Genomic DNA, 19517 nt, shown 5'->3' on the forward strand with positions numbered 1-19517 from the left:
TAAAACGGGAGACGCAGCTACAAACCAAATTGAAGGGAAATAAGTGGGCAGACCTACCGGCTTGTTTAGCAGAGATTTTCAAAGTTAAGGTAGGTTCCGCCGATACGGCTAAGATAAACAAAGCCATTCATCAGAAAAAAGATTCTACCTACTCGATTAAAGTCGGTAACAATGAGCCGATTTTTCTCAAAGGACCAAGTTTTAATAGTGGTGAAATTGTGTTTTCAAAAGCCGGAAAAATCGCCGTTAAAATAATTAAGCAAAACATTGATAACACTTTTTTTAAGATTCAATTCGACAAAAAACCTGCGTATGCGGATTGGAGTCAATACAAGCCTATTGTCAATGAACTTTACCCCGTATACGCCCGGTACGAAGCCCGTATCCGCCAGTTGAATTTAACGATCGAGGCCCTGAAGGAAAAGAAGAAATGTTGCGGCCCCGAAAATACCGGGTTACTTGAAAAGTTAGAAAATGAACGCTGTCAGTACCTTGATTCGATTCAGCGGACCCAGATCCAACTCTGTTCGATCGCGTATCAGGTGATCAAATCAAACGAAAAGTGGATAAATCACTGGCTTTGGTACACGGGGGGGGATCCAGTCCTGAATCCGTTCGGCGTCACCTCACCCACGGAAGCCAATGCCGAAATTGACCGGCAACTGGCTTCGGCCGAAGCCACCCTCCGGCTTTATCAGGCCCTCATGGACAAATGCTGTGAATCAACCGTGATCAAGGACATGCTGGACACCCTGAAACCGGCTATTTCCGAACTGACGCTAGTTCTGGTAAAATTGCGCCAGGAGAAAGAGAAAGCGCCCGTGCGACAGAAAGCGTACGAAGACTGGTTAAAATCAACCGCACAGACCGAAACCGTGTTGAACGAGATCGTACTGTATGCGTCCGACTGTCCACAAATCAACTGGATGACGCATTATGACGCCCAAAGCAATTACGCCACCATGCAACCGGATGGTTTACTACCCGATCTGGTTTTTGAAAAAGATGCGCTCCGTGGCCTGGTTCACAACATCCCTTCGGGAAGAAAGGTATCGGCCAAAGAAGTCGTGAAAGAAGCGAAGCTTCGCACCGAGATCGACGTGCAGACGGATGACTTTGCCGGTGCATTCACCCAGGCACTCGTCAACAGCAACGCGATTTCCGCGCTGTTCAATCAGCTCAGCGGTATTTTAAATACGATCCGGGCGGTCGGAAACCTGGGCGACGGCACTCCTATAAAAGTTGATGACCAGGCTGGGGTCAGAGCACCAGTGGAAAATGCCCGCCTGGCGCTGATCGTCGAAAAGCTTCAGGAACTCCTGGCTCCCTTGCTGGATGGAAAGTCGGACGCACAGCAACTGGACGAACTGACGTGTATCCTGAAATATCCGCTGGAGAATAAAAATAAGTTAAATGCGGCCATCCGACTCGAAAACAATAAAGCAAAGCCCGTTTCGGACGCCGAATTTAATGAAGCGTTACAAATGCTGATAAATGAACGGAAAGACAAACTAAGAGTGGCTGAAGAAGCGAAAAATAGTTGTACTGATCAACTGGCCATATTCGATTCTTCCAGCACATTAATTCGCTGGTTGATGGAACAAACCGACCCCCCAATTGACGATTTACAGATCGCTTATACTGAATTCGCCCGGAAAAAAGCCAGTCAGGAGCCGGTCTTACGATCAGAAGATGTGCTTATTAACGAGAGCCGAACCGCAAAAGGCACCAATGACATAAGCTACGACATTTTTGAAGCCGGAAAAGAAAAACCCGTCGCTACCGGCAGTTATAAAACCTATCACACGGTTCGTTTCTGGCCATCGGTCAGCATTAACTACGTGTTCGGATCACGGACTGTGTCTGTTTTCGACAACGCCACCGGGCAGTTCCGCACGGACACCGGCATCGACAATTTTGAAGCGGTGGTGGGGGTAAAATGGTACCTGGGGCCAAGTAATCTGACCCGAACCGCTGCCCGAACCCGGTTTATCAAAAATACTGCCGATAAAGAGTATAATATCTCCCGGGGAAACAGTGTATTGGGTAAGCTCTTTCTGACCGGCGGACTAGGAGTTACCCACAAGTTCCTGAAAAACTATTTTCTGGGTGCGGGAATCGACATCGTACCGGGATTAAGCGTTCAGGGTGGCGGCAATCTGTTCTTTCGAAAAGGGTACGACCTGATGAATGGCCAGATCAGCCGCGAATATGATGTACCGACAGGCCGCTGGTTTTTTGGGTTGGCCATTGATCCGAATGTAGTTACCAAATTGATTTCCATCTTTTAATCCATTCAAAGGCCATGCGTACCGGCATCTACCTCATTTTCTGCTTGTTATTGGGTCTTACTTTGGGATGTGAATCTAACTTTGAAGACGTCATAGACAGCGTTTATAAAGACGGGGAAATCAATGGCACCGTTTACCTCAATGATACGTTTACAGACGCGCCCGTTGTCATTGCACCGGAAGCAACCATTTACCTGACGGCGACCGGCAGTGCCACCACCTACCTAATCAGCACAACCGCGGTTTCAGACGGCAAGTTTACCTTTTCCCATAAGCCTGCCACCGAAAATTTTTACGTGGTCGGTCGGTTCAAAAATAAAGAGGGCATCCAGTTTGAAAAAGTAATGTCGTATACTGATTTCAAAAATGATCCTAAATTACTGCTGGAGCCGCAATACCCCGGCGGAAAAATCAAGGTAAAGGCCGTCAATTCTGCGAGTCAGCCACTCTTCGGAGCCGATATCCTGCTCTTTATCAACCAGGAACAAGCCGAATCGATTGCCGGAACCGCCCCCGCCGGGCAAATCCGGCAAAAGACAACCAACGAAAAAGGAAACGTTTTTTTCTATGATCTTCCAGCGGGTGACTATTACCTGGCCGGAAAAAAAGACCTTCTGGTTACCAGCCCAACGGCTGCGACCGTCAGTCAATCCAATGTAAATAGCTTCACAACTGTTCAAACAACACCGGCATCCCTAACGCTTACCATTCCGACGGAATTAACCGTCACCGTCAGGGATCTTAATTCTGACCCGGTGGCTGGTGCAACGGTTTACGTTTTCAGCAGCCGTACGCAGGCAGCTTCCATCACAACCACTTCGCCCGCTGCCATTGGGAGCAAAATCACCGATAAAAAGGGAGAGGCAAAGATCACTGGACTAACCGCCGGTACAACGTATTACATTAATGCCAAAGCGACATTTACGGTCAACAATACGGCTCAGGAACGAACCAACAGTACCGGCCCTGTCTCTGCAACCCTCTCTCAGCCCGTATCGCTTACGTTGTGAAGATGAACAGAAGTTTATGGTAAAGTAGGCTTTACCCGATTAAACCAATCAACCCATTTGTGGGCAAGCAAGCGGCCACCTTATTGCACCCGAACCAACTCAACGCCCAGCACCGGACGCCCATCGGCCGTAATGCCTTGTATCACCACGCGTACCGTTCGGACGACATCCGATAACGGAAACCGGAGCTGGCTGTGCCCCTGGCCATCAGTTTGCATCAAGGGTTTCCAGTACAAGACGTCCCGGTAATCGACCGGGCCAGAAACAGCACCGGTTGCTGCTTCCGCATCATAGCGGGGTACATAAAATTCGCGCTGTACCGACGGATACCCCATGAATTGAATCGGCGTCATGCCCGCCTGGGGTTTGGCTTTCCCCTGCATCGAACGTTTGCTTTTGGAGTAAAAAGCAATTACGCCATTCCCGCCCCGAACCCCATAGATACCGGCGGTACCCCCATTTTTCAGCAATTCGACCCGTTCAATATCCCCGGAATTGAATTGCATCAAAGCGGTTCCATCAGGGTCCTGAATGGGAATGCCATCGATCAAATACAAGGGTTGCATTCCACTTTTGAAACTATTTACACCCCGTATAAAAACCTTGTAGCTACGCGCTTGCGCAGCTCCTTCCCGTGCAACCGTTACGCCCGCCAAACGCCCCTGAATCATTTCGTACAGATTTGAATAGGTTGGGGATTTCTCATCGAACACCAGAACAGCATCTGCCCCGTTGTGCAAACTACGCCGTTGAATGTCCTCAGGCCTCTCCTCGTTTTTTTGCGCCCGAACCGTTACTTCTTCCAGCACTTTCGCCGTTTTATCCCGGTAAAAATCGGCATTTGCTCCCTGCCGAATGCGAACCGCTTCCAGGTGAGCGCGCAACATCGACCCGTTGGGCGTACTCGTTAGTTGACTGACTTCCCATTGTTGGCCGGGCCTTTCCTGAACCAGAAAGGCTTCTTTGGAAGAAAGAATATTTCTCTTACGATCAGCGAGTTGCGTCATTAATTGTACGGTATCCGTAAGGACCAGCCCCGCCAGTCGGAACCGCCCCTGTTCGTCCGCATCGGCTGCTTTGACGAACGATTGCCCGGCGGCTGTCGACACCACGGTAATTTGCGCGCCGGGTATGGGTTGCTTTTTCGCATTCAAAATGCGGCCCCTGAGTGATACTCCGCCCGGCAGGTCTGTTTGTGTGGTGCCGCTGACCCGTCGCCAACCCTGGGTCAGCAACAGGTCGTCCAGGGCCTTACGGGTTTCAGGCGAATGCTTCACCACATACTGGTTGGGATTCTCGATCCGTCCCCTCAGCTCGCCCGTTAGAAGCAAATGGGCTTGCAGTGTAGCGTCGGCGGTATCATCCGGCATTTTGTCGGCATCGGTAATCGACGCCGACAAAGCGGCTATTGCCGGAACTCCGTTATCGGTCAGATTGATGCCCAGCGTGACCAGCTCGCGGGGCTGATACCGGTTTTTGTTGAAACCCAACCGCACCCGGACAGGCGCAATGAATTCGGGCACAAAAACCAGCCGCTCAGCCTGGGGCCGGGCATTGGCATCGTAGAGGGTAATCTGCGCCAGACCCGGTAACCAGGTCATCATGGGTAAATTTACCTTCGCCACCCCATTTTGCAGGAGAATTTTTCGCTGATCGACCACCCGGCCGTGTTGCTGGATCAGCACATACGCGGAGTCGCTGGCGGCCCGGTTAGCACTTAGCAGGGTCAACGCCAGACGGGTTGTGTCGCTGATCGCATCGGCCGAGAGCAACAAACCGTCCGTTTCGGTTTTGGGCAGAGACATGCGTTGTGGTTGGTCGCTATACGCTACCTCGGCGTAATACGTCCGCTGCGGTTTGGGCTCCATCGACACGCTGGTCATGCCCTGCTGATTGGTTTTGAAACGAACGACTTCAGCTCCGAAATCATCCACAATACGTCCCGCGATGGGCCAGCCCTGACCATTTGGCTGGACAATTTTTACGCCCAGACGCGCTGGCAATCCTGCAATCCAGCGCCCCCCTTCCGGCAAAATCTGAACGTCTAATGGCTGATAAACCGAATCACTACGGATAGATTCCCCGTTCCGAAGCAGATTATAGACCGCTACCGACCGCTCGAAAGCCGGGCGTCGCTGGGCATCATCTTCATTGGTATAGGCGCGCAGGCGATACGTTCCCGTCGTGAGGGTATCCGACAAGCGGAAATGACCCTGGCCACGTCCGTCCACGATCCGTACCCACTGGTGCTGCACGCGTTTTCCGTCTGACGTAAGCAGGTCGACCTGCAGGGCTGTTTCGCCACTGGCTCGCTGGTGGCTAGCCGCGTCAAGTACATACGTACTCATCCAAAGCCAGTCTCCAGTGGCGTAAAAGGGCTTATCGATGTGCACAAACACACTGGGAGCCAGCAACTTGAATCGTTCATTGAAGGCCGCCGTGATCCGTCCCAAAGCCGTGTCGGGGGGCATGAATTTTCCCTGGGTGGCCAACGGGGCGTTTGTCAGGGACTCCTTTTCAGCACCGTCAGGTTTCCAGTCGGCGGGCAACATTGTCGATAACCGGTCATTCCCCATCGATCCTTTCGCTTCCATCCCTTCCGGCATCGTAATCACCCCATTGACGGTCATTTGCAGTTGACCGCCCGGTAGTTTCATTTCCGTATAAGCGTAACGGGCATCGGGATAGGGTGAGAAATTCGAAACCGCATTTGTATAGAATACGATCAGTTTCATGGGCGAAACCAACCGGCGTTCGGTTGGTAATCGGCCGGGTTGAATCAACGTAGAAACCTGAATGGGAATCAGACGCTTGTAGTCGCCAACCGCAGCAGCCAGTGTAATGGACCGACGTTCGGGGGGGATCAGCCTGGTAACATCTTCCTGATAAACCTTAAAGCCGGCCTGCTCGAACGTATTATCGATCAGGCTGGCCATCAAGTGCCTGATCGATCCCTGGTAAGCCAGCAGCCGGTTTCGGCGGAACCGGTTAGCCTGCCGTTCGTTCTCGGGTTTTACTTCTTCGAATCGCGCCGTACCCGCCGAAAAAACATTTCCTGACGGAGTGGCATCGAAATGCTGCAGTGCATAAATCAGCCGATAGCCCAGCGCCTGATTTTCAATAATCAACGGCTCACCCGCTGTCGCATACAGATGCTCTTTATCTTCTTTGAAGTTGAGAACTTCGCTGTTTACCAGCAGACACTGTCCGCCAAAGGGCTCGCCGAAGAGTAGCTTTTTAAACTGACGCAGGTGCCGCTCCCAGCCCTTCGGATTGCCCCGTACGGTTACGGCATCCAGCATTTGCACACTGGGTTCCAGTCGAAAACTGGCTTTTTGCGGGGACGTATTATCAAATCGAATTTTTTGCGTGGCGGGCTGATACCCAACGAATGAAGCGGCTATTTCGACCGTACCCAGTGGCACACCAGCCAACGTATAAAAGCCCTTTTCGTCAGTGGTTGCCCCCCGCGTTGATCCATTCACATAAACGTTGGCAAATGGCATGGGTTTCCCCGTCGTAGCATCTGTTACATAGCCGGTCAGGACGGCTGTCGTTTGCCCTTGAACCAGAAGCGTTGATTCTAGAAGTAGAACGGCAGTGATCCAGCCGATGAAGAAAAAGCCACGCATAGGTATTAAATTACCACTAAAAAAGAATTCCACCACCAAATTTTACTTATGTTTTTACAGATCTTACCGGTCGAAATACGAAAGCTTCGAATCAAATCCATCAGTCCAATTCTCCTTTTAATCTACACGAAATCAGGGCAGGTTTGTCAATTAGGTATTCCCGTTTAAAATATTTCAGAAAGCGTGCATCGACGAAAAAGAAGAGTGGAGATCAGCCCTATTAAAAGGCGGTTTTCATTTTTATTTTGCCAGGATAAATTCAACCAACTTCCTTCACCCACACCGATTCAAAAGTGAAAAGTAAGGCCCCCTCCCAGCATCGAACTAATGCCGGCCCGATTCAAATCAGCCAGCCGGACCCGCATATCGACGCTCCAGTGGGGGGCAAACAACCAGGCGTATTCAAGGGCGACATGCCCACCCATGTTCAGCTCGTGGCGTTTTTGCCGGTCAATAACCACCGCTTGCAGACCCGTTGGCGTGAACGCAGCTCTTGCGCCCCGATAAATATCGTCTCCCCGGTACCAGGCCGACCAGCCTGTTCCCAACCGCAGCGCGTGGCGGGGATGGCGCAGAAAATCATAAAATACCGTTAGATCGACCGTTAAGCGCTCCCGCTGGTTGGGCCCCGGATTCACTTCGTTAAAGAGCTGGTTGGAAGTCGTTTTACGCAGGTAACCGGCTTCGGCCGCCACGAGGAAACGATCGTGACCAAAATGACGGGCCAGCCGCGCCACGTAGCGGGGGCCTACGGCATCCGGCGCATCGAGCGACGTCCAATCGACACCCAACCGAATGGAGTTTCGGTTTTGGATGACTTGGGCATGGACGGATGTGGTCCAGAGCAGACCGATCAGCAACAGGGAAAATCGGGGCATCGCTGTCATACTAGTGGATTATTGACGGTACCATTCAATGGTAAGGTTTCCTACCGTACCGGTAGCGCCCGTAACGGTCAGTTCGGTGGATTGATTGGAATAATAATCACCTCGAAGAAGTGTATCAGTGTGAGTGCCCGCCATCAAGGTATCCCGGCGAACTGCCTGGCGCCCCTGACTTCCTCCAAACTGATCGACGGCTATTAAAACCGGTTTGCTAATGGTGCCGCTGATTCGAAGTGTGAGCGAATTCGGTACCCCATCGTAAGGCGGTAATACCGTGCGCAGTGGCTCCGAAAAATCCTGGATCATCAGGCGTTGGTAGGGTCGATCGACCAGACTGACGTCTCGGCAGCCCGGTAGGGCAACCAGGAATACCAGGGCACTCATGGCGAACCCAAAACTGCCGTATTTTCTTTGCATACGTTGAAACCAATGAATTAATACCGTACGTTTCAGTTGTCTACTGATTTCGTAACGCACCCGGGAAACGTTTACCTAACGACCCGAAAGCGGCCAAAAAGGTTGGAGTCCGTTCGCCTGTAGAAAGGTCAGAAGCGACAAGGGGGTAAAAACCAGAACAGGAAGTTAATGCAGTAAAAAACCGCTCCAAAAATGGTGGCCATTTTCAGAGCGGTCTTGTTCTTTGCATCCAGGCTCAGTCGATACACGAAGATTGATCGAGCCAGCACTTTTATCTAGATGTAGAAGTGCATTTATATTGTTGCCAGTGGGTGGCGGTGGTAATCCGCAAACTGGTGTTATTTTCAAAGGTTTCGATCAGGTTTCCTTTGTAATAACAACCGTCTTCTCCACTCATAATATCACCCGGCGCAATCACCAGCGGGGTGCCCGAAGCGGAAGTGGCATTGCCTGTGGATTTAACAATTTCAGCGAATAACGTAAATCCGTTCGGACATCCTTCGATCAGCGAAGTTACGGCTAAACAATTATCCGGACGGTGGTCGGGCCGGGAACAACTTCCAAATAAACCGGTTAACAATACAACACCGAGGCTGGCACTGGCGACACGCGTAAAGGCTTTTTTCATTTTGATACGGAAAAGGAGTTTAGTGATGGAAATAAAAACAAGTTCCAGCCACTAAAGTACTTATTTTTATATACCAAATACTAAATATGTTAACTTCGTACTTAATAAATGCATAAGGAGCCGCTAAATTCGTTTTCTTCATTTTTACCACAACGATTTCGGGCTCCTCTCTGAAAAAAAAATCCGTATTTTGAGTATCTTAAGGACCGGAATTAAAACTACTTCGGTTGTTCCTGTGACTTTTTCGGCTATCTCCATGCGGTATCGTTCTCTCCTGCTGATTGGTTTTCTGGGTATGCTGTGCCTGGCCGGTTACAGCCAGTGTATCGTCACGCAGGATGCGCAAAAACGGGTGATCACCACCTGCCGGTATTATGACCCCAAAGGCGGCTTTCTCATGAACCGGCCGGATCGCAGTCAGAGCGTAACGCAGGTGACGTACCTGGGCAGTGAGTATTTAACCTATCCCGTCTGGCAACCCGGTACGCTGGAAACCGGTGATTCGAAAAAGCCTATCCCCTGCCTGATTGCCTTTAACATCGCCACCAACGTTGTCAAATGCCGGTTTGAGGGCGATGAGCAGGAATACGAGGTTCAGCCGGATGCATTCACGGTAAATGGCATATCGTTTATCAGTCAGGTCAGCGTGAAGGGCGGCCAGACCAGCCGGGCCTATTACCACGTGCTGTACGCCGGTAAAACCCGGGTACTCAAACAGTTCCGTTGCAACCTGATTGCCGCCAAAAAAGAAGCGTATAGCCTCGACGATCCGTTTGACGGGACATTCCGGCACCAGAAAACCTATTTCATTCAGCGGAATAATGAGAAACTACGCGCCGTGAACTTGTCCCGCAAATCCGTCCTAAACGTTCTGGACGATCCGACCAGCCGACTCAATCAGTACCTCACCCAACGGAAACTGGATGTCTTTCAACTCGTCAATGCGGTCGCGTATTATGACGGGTTTCAGGAATAGATCAAAGAAGTGAGACAAGGGATAAAAGCCGGAGATTGATTTTACACTGCTCCTTCAAATAACTCCACATCGGTCACTGCCCATTCGCCCGCGATCATGGGCATGCCCCGCAGAACCCCCCGGTTATTCGTACAAATCAGGTAGAGATCGCCGGATTGAAAAATGGCCACAATTGTCTCGCCGGAGGTCTCCGACGGTTTACCCACGGTTTCCGTAATTCGCATGCCGTTGTCGTCAAACGTGATGGAATAAATGCGTAAATCGGTGGTGTCATAGCGGTGTTTTAACATAGCCTTCCGCAAAATGCCATGCACTTTTTCAGCTTCTTCGGTATTCTTGGTAGCGGGAACAAAAAATTTCATTGTTTGAAATAAGTCTATGGTTTTCAGGATACGGTTTTCGGTAGGCTGGCGCCCGAGGGCTAACGAGTCAGCCACTGAAAACCGTAAACCTTAATCAGGTTTCTTCCACGTCAGCGTACTCCGCTCCTGATCGACAAAACCGGCGGATTCGTACAACTGTTTGGCGCGGGGGTTGTATTTCTCGGTTTGCAAATGAATAACCGACACACCGAGTTCGTCTGCGGCTTTTTGCAGGCTCTGTAAAATCCGTCGGCCCAGCCCAGCTCCCCGGTAGTCTTCTTCAATAAACAGTTCATCGACCAACGCGGTTTTTCCGCCAAATTCGTAAGCAAAACCGTAGGTCAGGGCCGCGTAGCCCACCGGTTTATTCTCCAACTCAACCAGCCAGAGCGAGCCCAGTGACGGATTTTCCAGGACTTGCCGAATGAGCATCTGGCGCAGCGGCTGGTCGAACGGGTAGTTGAAAAGCCCGCAAAACGTTTCCATCATCCGCAGGACAGCATCGGCGTCGGCGGGTGTTCGGGCAAGTCGGATCAGGTCCGGAATGGGTGCGTGGGTTTCCAAGGGAGTCGATAACTTCGGTAAAATACGGTAAAGTTTAAAAAATACTTCATTTTTTTCTTGACTCTCCCCTTACGTCATAGCCTACCTTTACAACGTCAACATCGGCAACGTCCTGAAAATGAAAACGTATTCGGTCAAAAAACTGGCGAATCTGGCGGGGGTCAGCGTGCGCACGCTCCACCATTACGACCGCCTGGGCCTTCTCAAACCGTCCGTTCGCACGGAAGCCCGGTACCGGCTTTACGGCGAAAAAGAGCTCATCCAACTGCAGCAGATTCTCTTTTACAAGGAACTGGATTTTCCGTTGCTGGAAATCCGGCAGGTGCTGGAAGACCCCGACTTCGATCTCGTCACCGCGTTAAAAAGTCACCAAAACGCGCTGAAAGACCGACGTGACCGACTCACGACCTTGCTGAGTACGATTGACAAAACCATTTCAAAACTAAAAGGAGAATCCATTATGCTAACAGACGAAGAATTATACGAAGGCTTCCCGAAAGAAAAAGCGGAAGCCTACCGACAGGAAGCTGTCGACACCTACGGCGCCAAAGTCGTGGACGAATCGGAGAACAACATCCGTCAACTCAGCAAAACCGAGTGGGCCACTGCCAAAGCCGAGGGCGAGGAAATTGCCCGAAAGTTGGGCGAGCTCATGCACAAAGACCCGGCGGATACGGAGGTTCAGCAACAAGTCGCCCGTCATTATGCCTTCATCCAACGGATGTGGGGCGATTCGGTTTGCAACGGCGACAGGCTGGCGGCTTACCGCGGTCTCGCCCTATTGTATGTCGATGACCTCCGTTACACCAGCCACAACGGCGTCACCAACCCCGACTACGCCCAGTTTATAAGCAAAGCGATGACACATTTTGTGGACGGGAAGTAGGTAACAGTTTACGGTATACAGTTTACGGTATTTGGTTTTCAGTGGCCGACGTATTAGCTAGCTTGCGAAGGATAATGCGTCAGCTACCGTAAACTGTATACCGTAAACCGTAAACTATCCCTTCCGGTCAAAATACATCCGCATGAACAGAAACTGGTAATGAACGGCGTTGTTCCAGTAATTCCAGTTGTGTGCGCCGGGGCGGGTGATGTAGTCATGGGCAATGTTCATGTCCAGCATTTTCTGGTGCAGGTTGGTATTGACCCGAAAGAAAAAATCGTCGGTTCCACAGTCGATAATCAAAGCCTGCGAGCCGGGCGTCAGCAAATGAAGCAGGTTAATGACGGTATGTTGCTCCCAGCGTTCCGGGTTTTGGGCGTAGGTTCCCAGCCACTTCGCCATATCCCAGTTGTTCGGAAACGGCCGGATGTCCACGCCCCCGCTCATGCTGCCCGCAGCGCCAAACACATCCTGATGTTTGAACGCGAGGTATAACGCGCCGTGTCCGCCCATGCTCAGCCCCGTGATGGCCCGGCCCGTGCGGTTCTTGATGGTTTTATAATGACTGTCTACCCAGGCCACCAACTCTTTTGAAACGTAGGTTTCGTATTTGGAAGAAAGATCGACCGGGCTGTCAAAATACCAACTGGATGCATTGCCATCGGGACAAACGATAATGGCCTGATAGGTGTCGGCCAGGTTGCGGGTAGCCGGTGCTTTTTTGACCCAATCGCCGTAAAAACCGCCGTGCCCGTGCAGCAGATACACCACCGGAAATTCCTTGCCAGCCGCGTACGAATCCGGTGTAAGCACCACCGCTTTGATGGTTTTCTTCATGGAAGGGCTGTAGGTTTCGACGGTATCGATTTTAGTTGCCCAAGCCGATTGTTGGAGACAAAGTAAACTGGTCAGAAGGAACAAAAAACGGGAAACGGTCATGTTGTAGCTGGTTCAATATGGGAGTAGTTTCATTTGTTAAAAGGCTGCAAAATAAAACCATTTCCAAACTTTTTGTATCTTCATGGGCTGATTCCTCTTCAAAACAAACGCATGAAGTCCATTTTCTTTCTTTGCCTGCTAACCGGCACCGTCCTGGCCCAGTCGCCCGCCAAACGTCCCATTGTTCCTTCCGACATCCTGAGATTGCAGAACATCACCGACCCGCAGGTTTCGCCCGACGGCCAGTGGGTGGCTTATTCCCTGTCGTCGGTGGACAAGGATAAAGACAAACGCAACTCGGACATCTGGATGATTAGCTGGGACGGCAAACAGTCGGTCCAACTGACGAGCAGCCCCGACGGCGAATCATCCCCCCGCTGGAGCCCCGACGGGCGGTTTATCTCGTTTGTCGCTACCCGCAACGGCGACAAAGACAGCCAGTTGTGGCTCCTCGACCGACGGGGTGGCGAAGGCAAAAAACTCACCGACCTGAAAGGAGAACTGGAAGAATACGAATGGGCTCCCAACGGCAAAACCGTTGCGCTGGTCATTCGCGACAAGGACTATTCCGATTCGGCGAAGACCAAAATCCGTACCCCCTACGTCATCGACCGCCATCATTTCAAAGAAGATCGGAAGGGTTACCTCGACCGTCGGGCCGCACACCTCTATGCGTTCCATATTGAATCCAAAAAACTCGATACACTGACGGCAGGCACCTACGACGAAACCGCCCCGGTTTGGTCGCCCGACAGCAAGCAGATTGCCTTCGTCAGCAACCGCACTACCGATCCTGACAAAAACGAAAATACCGACCTGTTCGTGATCGAGGCCCGGTCCAAGGCCCCGATGAAGCAACTGACGAACTGGCCCGGAGTAGACAACAGCCCGGTCTGGAGCCCCGACGGGGGGCAAATTGCGTACCTGCGCTCGACGGCTTCGACCAATTTCATCATGTACGATCAGCCGGTTTTAGCGGTTATTTCGGCCGACGGCGGAGAACCCAAACTGGTTTCGGCGGCCCTGGATCGCCCGGTTCGCAATCCGCGCTGGTCGGTGGATGGCAAATCCATTGCGGTTTTGGTGGATGACGACCGCCGAACCTACGTCGGCGCCTATGAACTGGCGTCCGGCAAACTCAACCGCGTGGCCCACGACGATTGCGCCTATGCCGATCTGGAGCAAAATCCGAAAGGCGGCTGGGCAACGCTGATGAGCAAACCGCAACTGCCCGCGGAACTCTACGTCGTTGAAAACGGGAACGTTCGGCGGCTCACTACCCTCCAGGATGCGTTTGTCGCTCCGCTCCAACTGGCTACGGTTGAAGGATTTACATCGCGCAGCAAAGACGGAACCCAGGTCGAAAACATGCTTTTCAAGCCCGCCAACGCGTCGGCGGGTCAGAAAATGCCGACGATTCTCTTCATTCACGGTGGCCCGGTGGGTCAGGACAATTTTGGGTTCGACCTTTCGCGGCAAATCCTGGCGGGGGGCGGTTACGTGGTCGCGGGGGTCAATTACCGGGGCAGCAGCGGGCGCGGACTCGCGTTTTGCAAAGCCATTTACGGCGACTGGGGCAACAAAGAAGTAGCGGATATTCTGGGCGCCACCGATTACCTCGTTGCCAAAGGCATCGCCGATCCGGCTAAACTGGGAATTGGCGGCTGGAGCTACGGCGGTATTCTGACCAACTACACCATCGCCACCGACCAACGGTTCAAGGCAGCCGCCAGCGGGGCCGGGAGTTCGTTGCAGATGACGATGTACGGTTCCGACCAGTACATCAATCAGTACGAAAACGAGTTGGGAACGCCCTGGAAAAATACCGACAAGTGGCTGAAAGCCTCCTACCCGTTCCTGAAAGCCGACCGCATCAAAACGCCGACGCAGTTTATGGGGGGTGAAAAAGATTTCAACGTGCCGATTGCCGGCAGCGAGCAGATGTACCAGGCCCTCAAGTCGTTGGGTGTGCCGACGCAGCTCATTATTTATCCCGGCCAGTTCCACGGCCTTTCGGTTCCGAGCTACCAAACCGACCGTTTCGACCGGTATTTGAAATGGTTCAACCAGTATTTGAAGACATCGGTAGCGGTTTTAGGAACCGGCAAATGATGGGCACAGGTGTTGTTTTTGCCCTGAATTCGATTTATAAGCACGTCAAGTAATTTGCATAAGTGTTGTCTTTGCTCCGTTTGAGAGCATCACAGCGTAGCGTCGGTAGCCAAAAATAATCATTCCACCGCCCACGCGTGCCTTTAGGTACGCAACAGTGCGGGGAATCGTCGCGTGCCTGACGGCACGCTGTCGTTAGGTAGGGGCGTGATTATGCTACCGACGCTGCGCTGTGATGCCCTCAAACGGGGCAAAAAAACCGTTTTGGCACAAAAAACTAAACGAAGAGTAAGGGTAGCATTTGAATAACATCACAGAAAAATTGCAACTAAACTTTTATAATTATAACAAATTCAATAAGCTACCTTTCAAATTGCTACGTTTAAGCAAAAACCCCTAAGTTCGGGCGGATTTTGCTAACTAACAGGAAATCTGTCGTATGAAAACTTTAGACTCTTACAATTTTTCCGGTAAACGCGCCCTGATTCGGGTTGATTTTAACGTTCCGCTGAACAGTAAATTCGAAATTACGGACGATACCCGGATGAAGGCTACGTTGCCGACCATCTCTAAAATCCTGAAAGACGGCGGTTCGTGCGTGCTGATGTCGCACTTAGGCCGGCCCAAAGGCGGCCCTGAAGATAAATATTCGCTGAAACACCTGGTGGGACCATTGTCCATCATGCTGGGCGTATCCGTAAAGTTTGCCAACGATTGCATTGGCGAATCGGCCAAAGAAATGGCGGATTCGCTGCAACCCGGTGAGGTGCTGCTGCTGGAAAATCTGCGGTTTTACAAGGAAGAAGAAAAAGGAGACGTTGCTTTTGCCGAGAAACTGTCGAAACTGGGCGACGTTTATGTGAATGATGCCTTCGGAACGGCCCACCGCGCCCACGCTTCCACGGCGGTGATTGCCCAGTTTTTCACAGACAAAGTCTGCGGTTATGTCATGCAGGCCGAACTCGACAATGCCCAGCGGGTGCTCGACAACGCCGAACGGCCCTTCACGGCCATCATGGGTGGAGCCAAGATTTCGGATAAAATCCTGATCATCGAGAAACTCCTCGACAGTGTCGATAACCTGATCATTGGCGGAGGAATGTCGTATACGTTTACCAAAGCCCAGGGTGGCAAAATCGGCAAATCACTGCTCGAAGCTGATAAGCAGGAACTGGCGCTGGAACTGCTTGAAAAAGCAAAAGCAAAAGGTGTTCAGGTGTATTTACCCGTCGATAATGTCATTGCCGACGGTTTTTCGAACGATGCCAACCGCCAAATCGTTGCAACCGGCGAAATCCCGGATGATTGGGAAGGTTTGGACATCGGCCCTGACACCATTGCCCTCTTCAGCGATATCTTGTCCAAGTCAAAAACCATCCTTTGGAACGGCCCGATGGGCGTATTCGAATTCCCCAACTTCGCCATTGGCACCAACGCCATTGCGGATGTGGTCGTGAAAGCCACGGAAGACAACGGCGCGTTCTCGCTCATCGGCGGGGGCGACTCGGCTTCGGCCGTCAACAACGCCGGGTATGGCGACCGGGTGAGCTACGTTTCTACGGGTGGAGGGGCTTTGCTGGAGTATATGGAAGGCAAAGTATTACCGGGTGTGGCGGCTCTGGACTGAGAAACTGCAATTAATTGATTAGTAATTATCATTTAGGAAATCACAAAAAAGGTCACCGAAAGTGACCTTTTTTTACGACATTTAAATTAAAAAACCGCATATGATGCAAATATATTAAATGTATATACATCATGTCACCAAATGAAATTTTGAAATGGGTGAAGGTTACCGTACTTTTAAAAATCAAAAAAGCCACTCCTCAAGGTGGGAATGGCTTTCTGCTTTCTTAACCTAAACTAATTATCTATTAAAGTAACGGCGGACGGACCAAATACCGTCCGCCGTTTGCTTTATTTAACTTTTATTTAATTATTACCCCCACCGGCCCGGTTGCGTTCGGCTTCCGTGCTGGTGCTGCGCTGACGGGCCGCTTTCACATTCTGGTTGCCAAACCGGTACGTAAACGTCAGACGGGCAATGCGGCTTTCCCACCGGGCCCGCACCCGAAAATTAATATCCTGGTATACGGCTCTCCCTTCAAACTTATTCAGCCAGAACGGATCGTTCACATTCAGTTTCAGCGTGGCTTTCCGATTCATCAGCGTTTTTTGTACCCCGATGCTGAAGGCACCCATTTGTTTAGCCTCGTAAAAACCGTACAGATTTTTCGAGTTATACCAGCCGGCAATTTCGGCGCTGAACCCCTTGGGCATTACAAAATTCTGGGACGTATAGATGTTGTACGACACAAAACTCACGTTGTACTGCGCTCCCAGGTAAGGCGAATCGTACTGGTTGTAATTCACGCCGATGTTGTTCTGCATGTTCCACCACTTGGTCACCGCCACCGGGAAGCTCGCCGTCAGGTTGACGTTGTTTTGCGTGGCCAGGTTGTCGGTGGTAACATACGTAATATTCTCTTCGGCAATCTGACCCGGTACTTCATTGACAATCACGTCCGTTGTCCGGCTATAGCCCAGCGTCGTCGAAAACTTGCCCTTGTAGACATGCGTCAACTGGAATGAATTCGTAAACTGGGGTTTCAGGTACGGATTCCCCTGCTGATACGTGTACGGGTCCAGATAGAACCGGAACGGGTTCAGGTTCTGGTAGTTCGGACGGTCGATCCGGCGGCTGAACGAAAGATTCAGGACGTTGTTGGTATCGATCTGTCGGGAAATAAACATCGTTGGAAACAAATTCGTGTAATTCCGGTCGACAATTTTATTCAGCGTAACGGAATTGCCCCGGGATTGGGTGTTCTCCAGCCGTAAACCCGCCTGAATGCTGGTTTTGCTGTTCAATTTGCCCGCGAAATTGACGTAAGCCGCATTGATGTTTTCAGTGTATTTGAACTGGTTACTTTGCTTGGCGTTAAACACCCAGCGACCATCGACATAATCTTCGTATGTCAGGTTGTTGTCCGAGTTCACAAAGCTGGTTTTCACCCCGGTTTCCCACTTGCCGATTTTGGAAGGATGTACGTAATCCGACTTGAACGCCCAGATTTCGATAGTCGATGGCATGTCGTTGCGAACCTTGGCTGTGGGCTGAACAATGCTGTCGTTGGCGTTGGTGTAGGTCGTGCTGAGGTTGTTATACGAATCACCGTTGAAGCGGGAATAGTCGAGGTCGGTCGTCAATTCGCGGCCTTTGCCGTCGAAATCGTACTTGTAGTTCAGGTTACCCGTCAGGTTCGACCACTTGTTTTTTACCGAAACATCGGTAGTCGGTTTCAGCGTGATCTGACCCAGTTCATTCCGGATAATCGAGTTGTTGATCCCGTTGTCCTGCCGCCAGTCGTTGATAAAACCGGTCGCCAGCACGCCAATCGTGCTTTTCTTATTGATGAAATAATCGACGCCCGTCCGGAATGTATGCCCGTCGAAGCGGTTGGGGCGGAAAGAAGACTGGTCGAAATAGGTGATTTTGCCGTTGTAGGGAATAACCCGGTCCAGGCTATTTTCCTGAAACCGCCGGTTGTGAAAGTAGCTGTAGTTACCAAAGGCGTTGATTTTGCCGACGCGGTGGTTCAGGTTCAGGCTGGCGTTGGCTTTCTCATACCGACCGTAGCCCACCCCGGCGATGGCCGTTCCGTTGGTGCCGAAATTCTTGTTTTTCTTCATCCGGATGTTGATGATCCCCACGTTGCCGGCGGCATCGTATTTGGAAGAAGGATTGGTAATGATCTCGATTTTTTCGATGTTATCGCTCGGCGTATTTTTCAGCAAATTGGCCACTTCCTGACCCGACAGGTACGTCTGTTTGCCATCGATCATGACGATAACGCCCGCTTTTCCTTTTAACTGGATGTTGTCATTCTGGCGGTCGATGGTGACACCCGGTGCTTTTTCCAACACTTCCAGGGCCGTGCTGCCACTAGCCACAATGCTGTTTTCCACGTTGACCACCGTCCGGTCGATCTCCTGTTCGATGAACGGTTTCTTGGCTACAACCTTTACTTCGTTCAGGCTTTTGGCTTCTTCCACCATCGTCAGCGTCTTCACCTGCACCTCCGGATTGGCGGCATCGATCACGAACGGTTCTGAATATACTTTCTTGAAACCGACCAGTGACGTGGCCACCCGGTAGCCACCATCGGCCACATTGTCGAAATCGTACTGCCCTTTGTCGTTGGTAATCACGCCTTTCACCAGCGTCGAGTCTTTAGCCTTTACCAGCAGGATGGTGACGAATTCGGACGGTTTTTGAGTGGGGTCAATAACGAGCCCGCGAACTTTGCCTTTCGTCGGAGTCTGGGCGATTGCCGCCGTCATAACCAGCCATGTACACACAGCGGTGATAAACGTTTTCATAGTGATGTATTAGTAGGTTGTTGTTTACGTAGTATGCTTCAAAGTGTTGTTTACTGTTCGGATCAGATCCGGGGTACGTGGCAAAGTTAAGTAGTAGGTATTACATAGAACCTTATCTTACATAGATGGTTATTTTTTGATGATGACTGGTTCGGGGAGCCCTTGTATGTTACCGGCTTTGATTGACTGATGCAAAGATGAGCCGGAAGGTTGCATTCCCCAATCAAAAAGGTGTCAACGGGTGGTATGACGGTTTAAACGGGTGTATAGTGTCACACATGCCTGGGGACAGTCCGTTATTCCAACACCCGATCAGAGTGCGGTTTTGTCCTCTGGTGCACGCATTCTTAAAAATTGAAGACTGAGAGTGACCTGACAATGGGTTCTGCGTCAAAATGGAATAAATGGTTACATGCGTCCTCCCGGCGCCTAC

The 19517-nt window shown here is 51.1% G+C and carries 14 protein-coding genes; 6 read left to right on the forward strand and 8 right to left on the reverse strand.

Translation table 11 applies throughout. From position 1 onward, the window contains the following. Nucleotides 1-392 precede the first annotated feature (392 nt). Entirely contained in the window at nucleotides 393-2291 is a 1899-nt protein-coding gene (locus F0P93_RS24455) for a hypothetical protein (RefSeq protein WP_150880365.1), read from the forward strand. A gap of 14 nt (nucleotides 2292-2305) precedes the next feature. Then, nucleotides 2306-3301: a carboxypeptidase-like regulatory domain-containing protein gene (locus tag F0P93_RS24460; RefSeq protein WP_150880366.1), complete on the forward strand. Its 996-nt coding sequence runs from the start codon at nucleotides 2306-2308 to the stop codon at nucleotides 3299-3301. A gap of 80 nt (nucleotides 3302-3381) precedes the next feature. On the opposite strand, the gene F0P93_RS24465 is transcribed toward F0P93_RS24460, so the two are convergent. The 4 genes from F0P93_RS24465 to F0P93_RS24480 form a co-directional block, all read right to left on the reverse strand. Further along, entirely contained in the window at nucleotides 3382-6933 is a 3552-nt protein-coding gene (locus F0P93_RS24465) for a carboxypeptidase-like regulatory domain-containing protein (RefSeq protein ID WP_150880367.1), read from the reverse strand. A 287-nt stretch (nucleotides 6934-7220) separates the two neighbouring features. Continuing rightward, the gene (locus tag F0P93_RS24470; RefSeq protein ID WP_150880368.1) at nucleotides 7221-7811 is read right to left on the reverse strand and encodes a hypothetical protein; all 591 of its coding nucleotides are present in this window, start codon (nucleotides 7809-7811) and stop codon (nucleotides 7221-7223) included. An 18-nt stretch (nucleotides 7812-7829) separates the two neighbouring features. After that, nucleotides 7830-8234 (reverse strand): hypothetical protein, encoded by a 405-nt coding sequence (locus tag F0P93_RS24475; RefSeq protein WP_150880369.1) that lies wholly within the window; start codon nucleotides 8232-8234, stop codon nucleotides 7830-7832. Nucleotides 8235-8505: 271 nt separating this feature from the next. Further along, complete coding sequence (locus F0P93_RS24480; RefSeq protein WP_150880370.1) at nucleotides 8506-8862, reverse strand: hypothetical protein; 357 nt, start codon at nucleotides 8860-8862, stop codon at nucleotides 8506-8508. A 256-nt stretch (nucleotides 8863-9118) separates the two neighbouring features. Between F0P93_RS24480 and F0P93_RS24485 the strand changes: the two genes are divergently transcribed. Further along, a complete protein-coding gene (locus F0P93_RS24485; protein WP_150880371.1) occupies nucleotides 9119-9838 on the forward strand; it encodes a hypothetical protein in 720 nt (239 codons plus the stop codon). Nucleotides 9839-9879: 41 nt separating this feature from the next. On the opposite strand, the gene F0P93_RS24490 is transcribed toward F0P93_RS24485, so the two are convergent. Next, a complete protein-coding gene (locus tag F0P93_RS24490) occupies nucleotides 9880-10200 on the reverse strand; it encodes a hypothetical protein (protein ID WP_150880372.1) in 321 nt (106 codons plus the stop codon). A gap of 90 nt (nucleotides 10201-10290) precedes the next feature. Further along, the gene (locus F0P93_RS24495) at nucleotides 10291-10764 is read right to left on the reverse strand and encodes a GNAT family N-acetyltransferase (protein WP_150880373.1); all 474 of its coding nucleotides are present in this window, start codon (nucleotides 10762-10764) and stop codon (nucleotides 10291-10293) included. A 118-nt stretch (nucleotides 10765-10882) separates the two neighbouring features. Here F0P93_RS24495 and F0P93_RS24500 point away from each other — a divergent pair, with 118 nt between their 5' ends. Next, complete coding sequence (locus F0P93_RS24500; protein WP_150880374.1) at nucleotides 10883-11650, forward strand: MerR family transcriptional regulator; 768 nt, start codon at nucleotides 10883-10885, stop codon at nucleotides 11648-11650. Nucleotides 11651-11764: 114 nt separating this feature from the next. Here F0P93_RS24500 and F0P93_RS24505 read toward each other — a convergent pair whose 3' ends face one another. Next, entirely contained in the window at nucleotides 11765-12589 is an 825-nt protein-coding gene (locus F0P93_RS24505) for an alpha/beta hydrolase (protein ID WP_150880375.1), read from the reverse strand. 111 nt (nucleotides 12590-12700) lie between these two features. Here F0P93_RS24505 and F0P93_RS24510 point away from each other — a divergent pair, with 111 nt between their 5' ends. After that, nucleotides 12701-14701, forward strand: a complete 2001-nt coding sequence (locus tag F0P93_RS24510; protein WP_150880376.1) for a S9 family peptidase — start codon at nucleotides 12701-12703, stop codon at nucleotides 14699-14701. 439 nt (nucleotides 14702-15140) lie between these two features. Next, entirely contained in the window at nucleotides 15141-16328 is a 1188-nt protein-coding gene (locus tag F0P93_RS24515; RefSeq protein ID WP_150880377.1) for a phosphoglycerate kinase, read from the forward strand. A 305-nt stretch (nucleotides 16329-16633) separates the two neighbouring features. On the opposite strand, the gene F0P93_RS24520 is transcribed toward F0P93_RS24515, so the two are convergent. Then, nucleotides 16634-19084 carry a TonB-dependent receptor gene (locus F0P93_RS24520; protein ID WP_150880378.1) on the reverse strand — a complete coding sequence of 817 codons (2451 nt, stop codon included), beginning with the start codon at nucleotides 19082-19084 and terminating at the stop codon, nucleotides 16634-16636. Between the last annotated feature and the right edge of the window lie 433 nt (nucleotides 19085-19517).

The sequence above is a fragment of the Larkinella humicola genome (assembly GCF_008727875.1).
In the GTDB taxonomy this organism is placed as follows: Bacteria; Bacteroidota; Bacteroidia; order Cytophagales; family Spirosomataceae; genus Larkinella; species Larkinella humicola.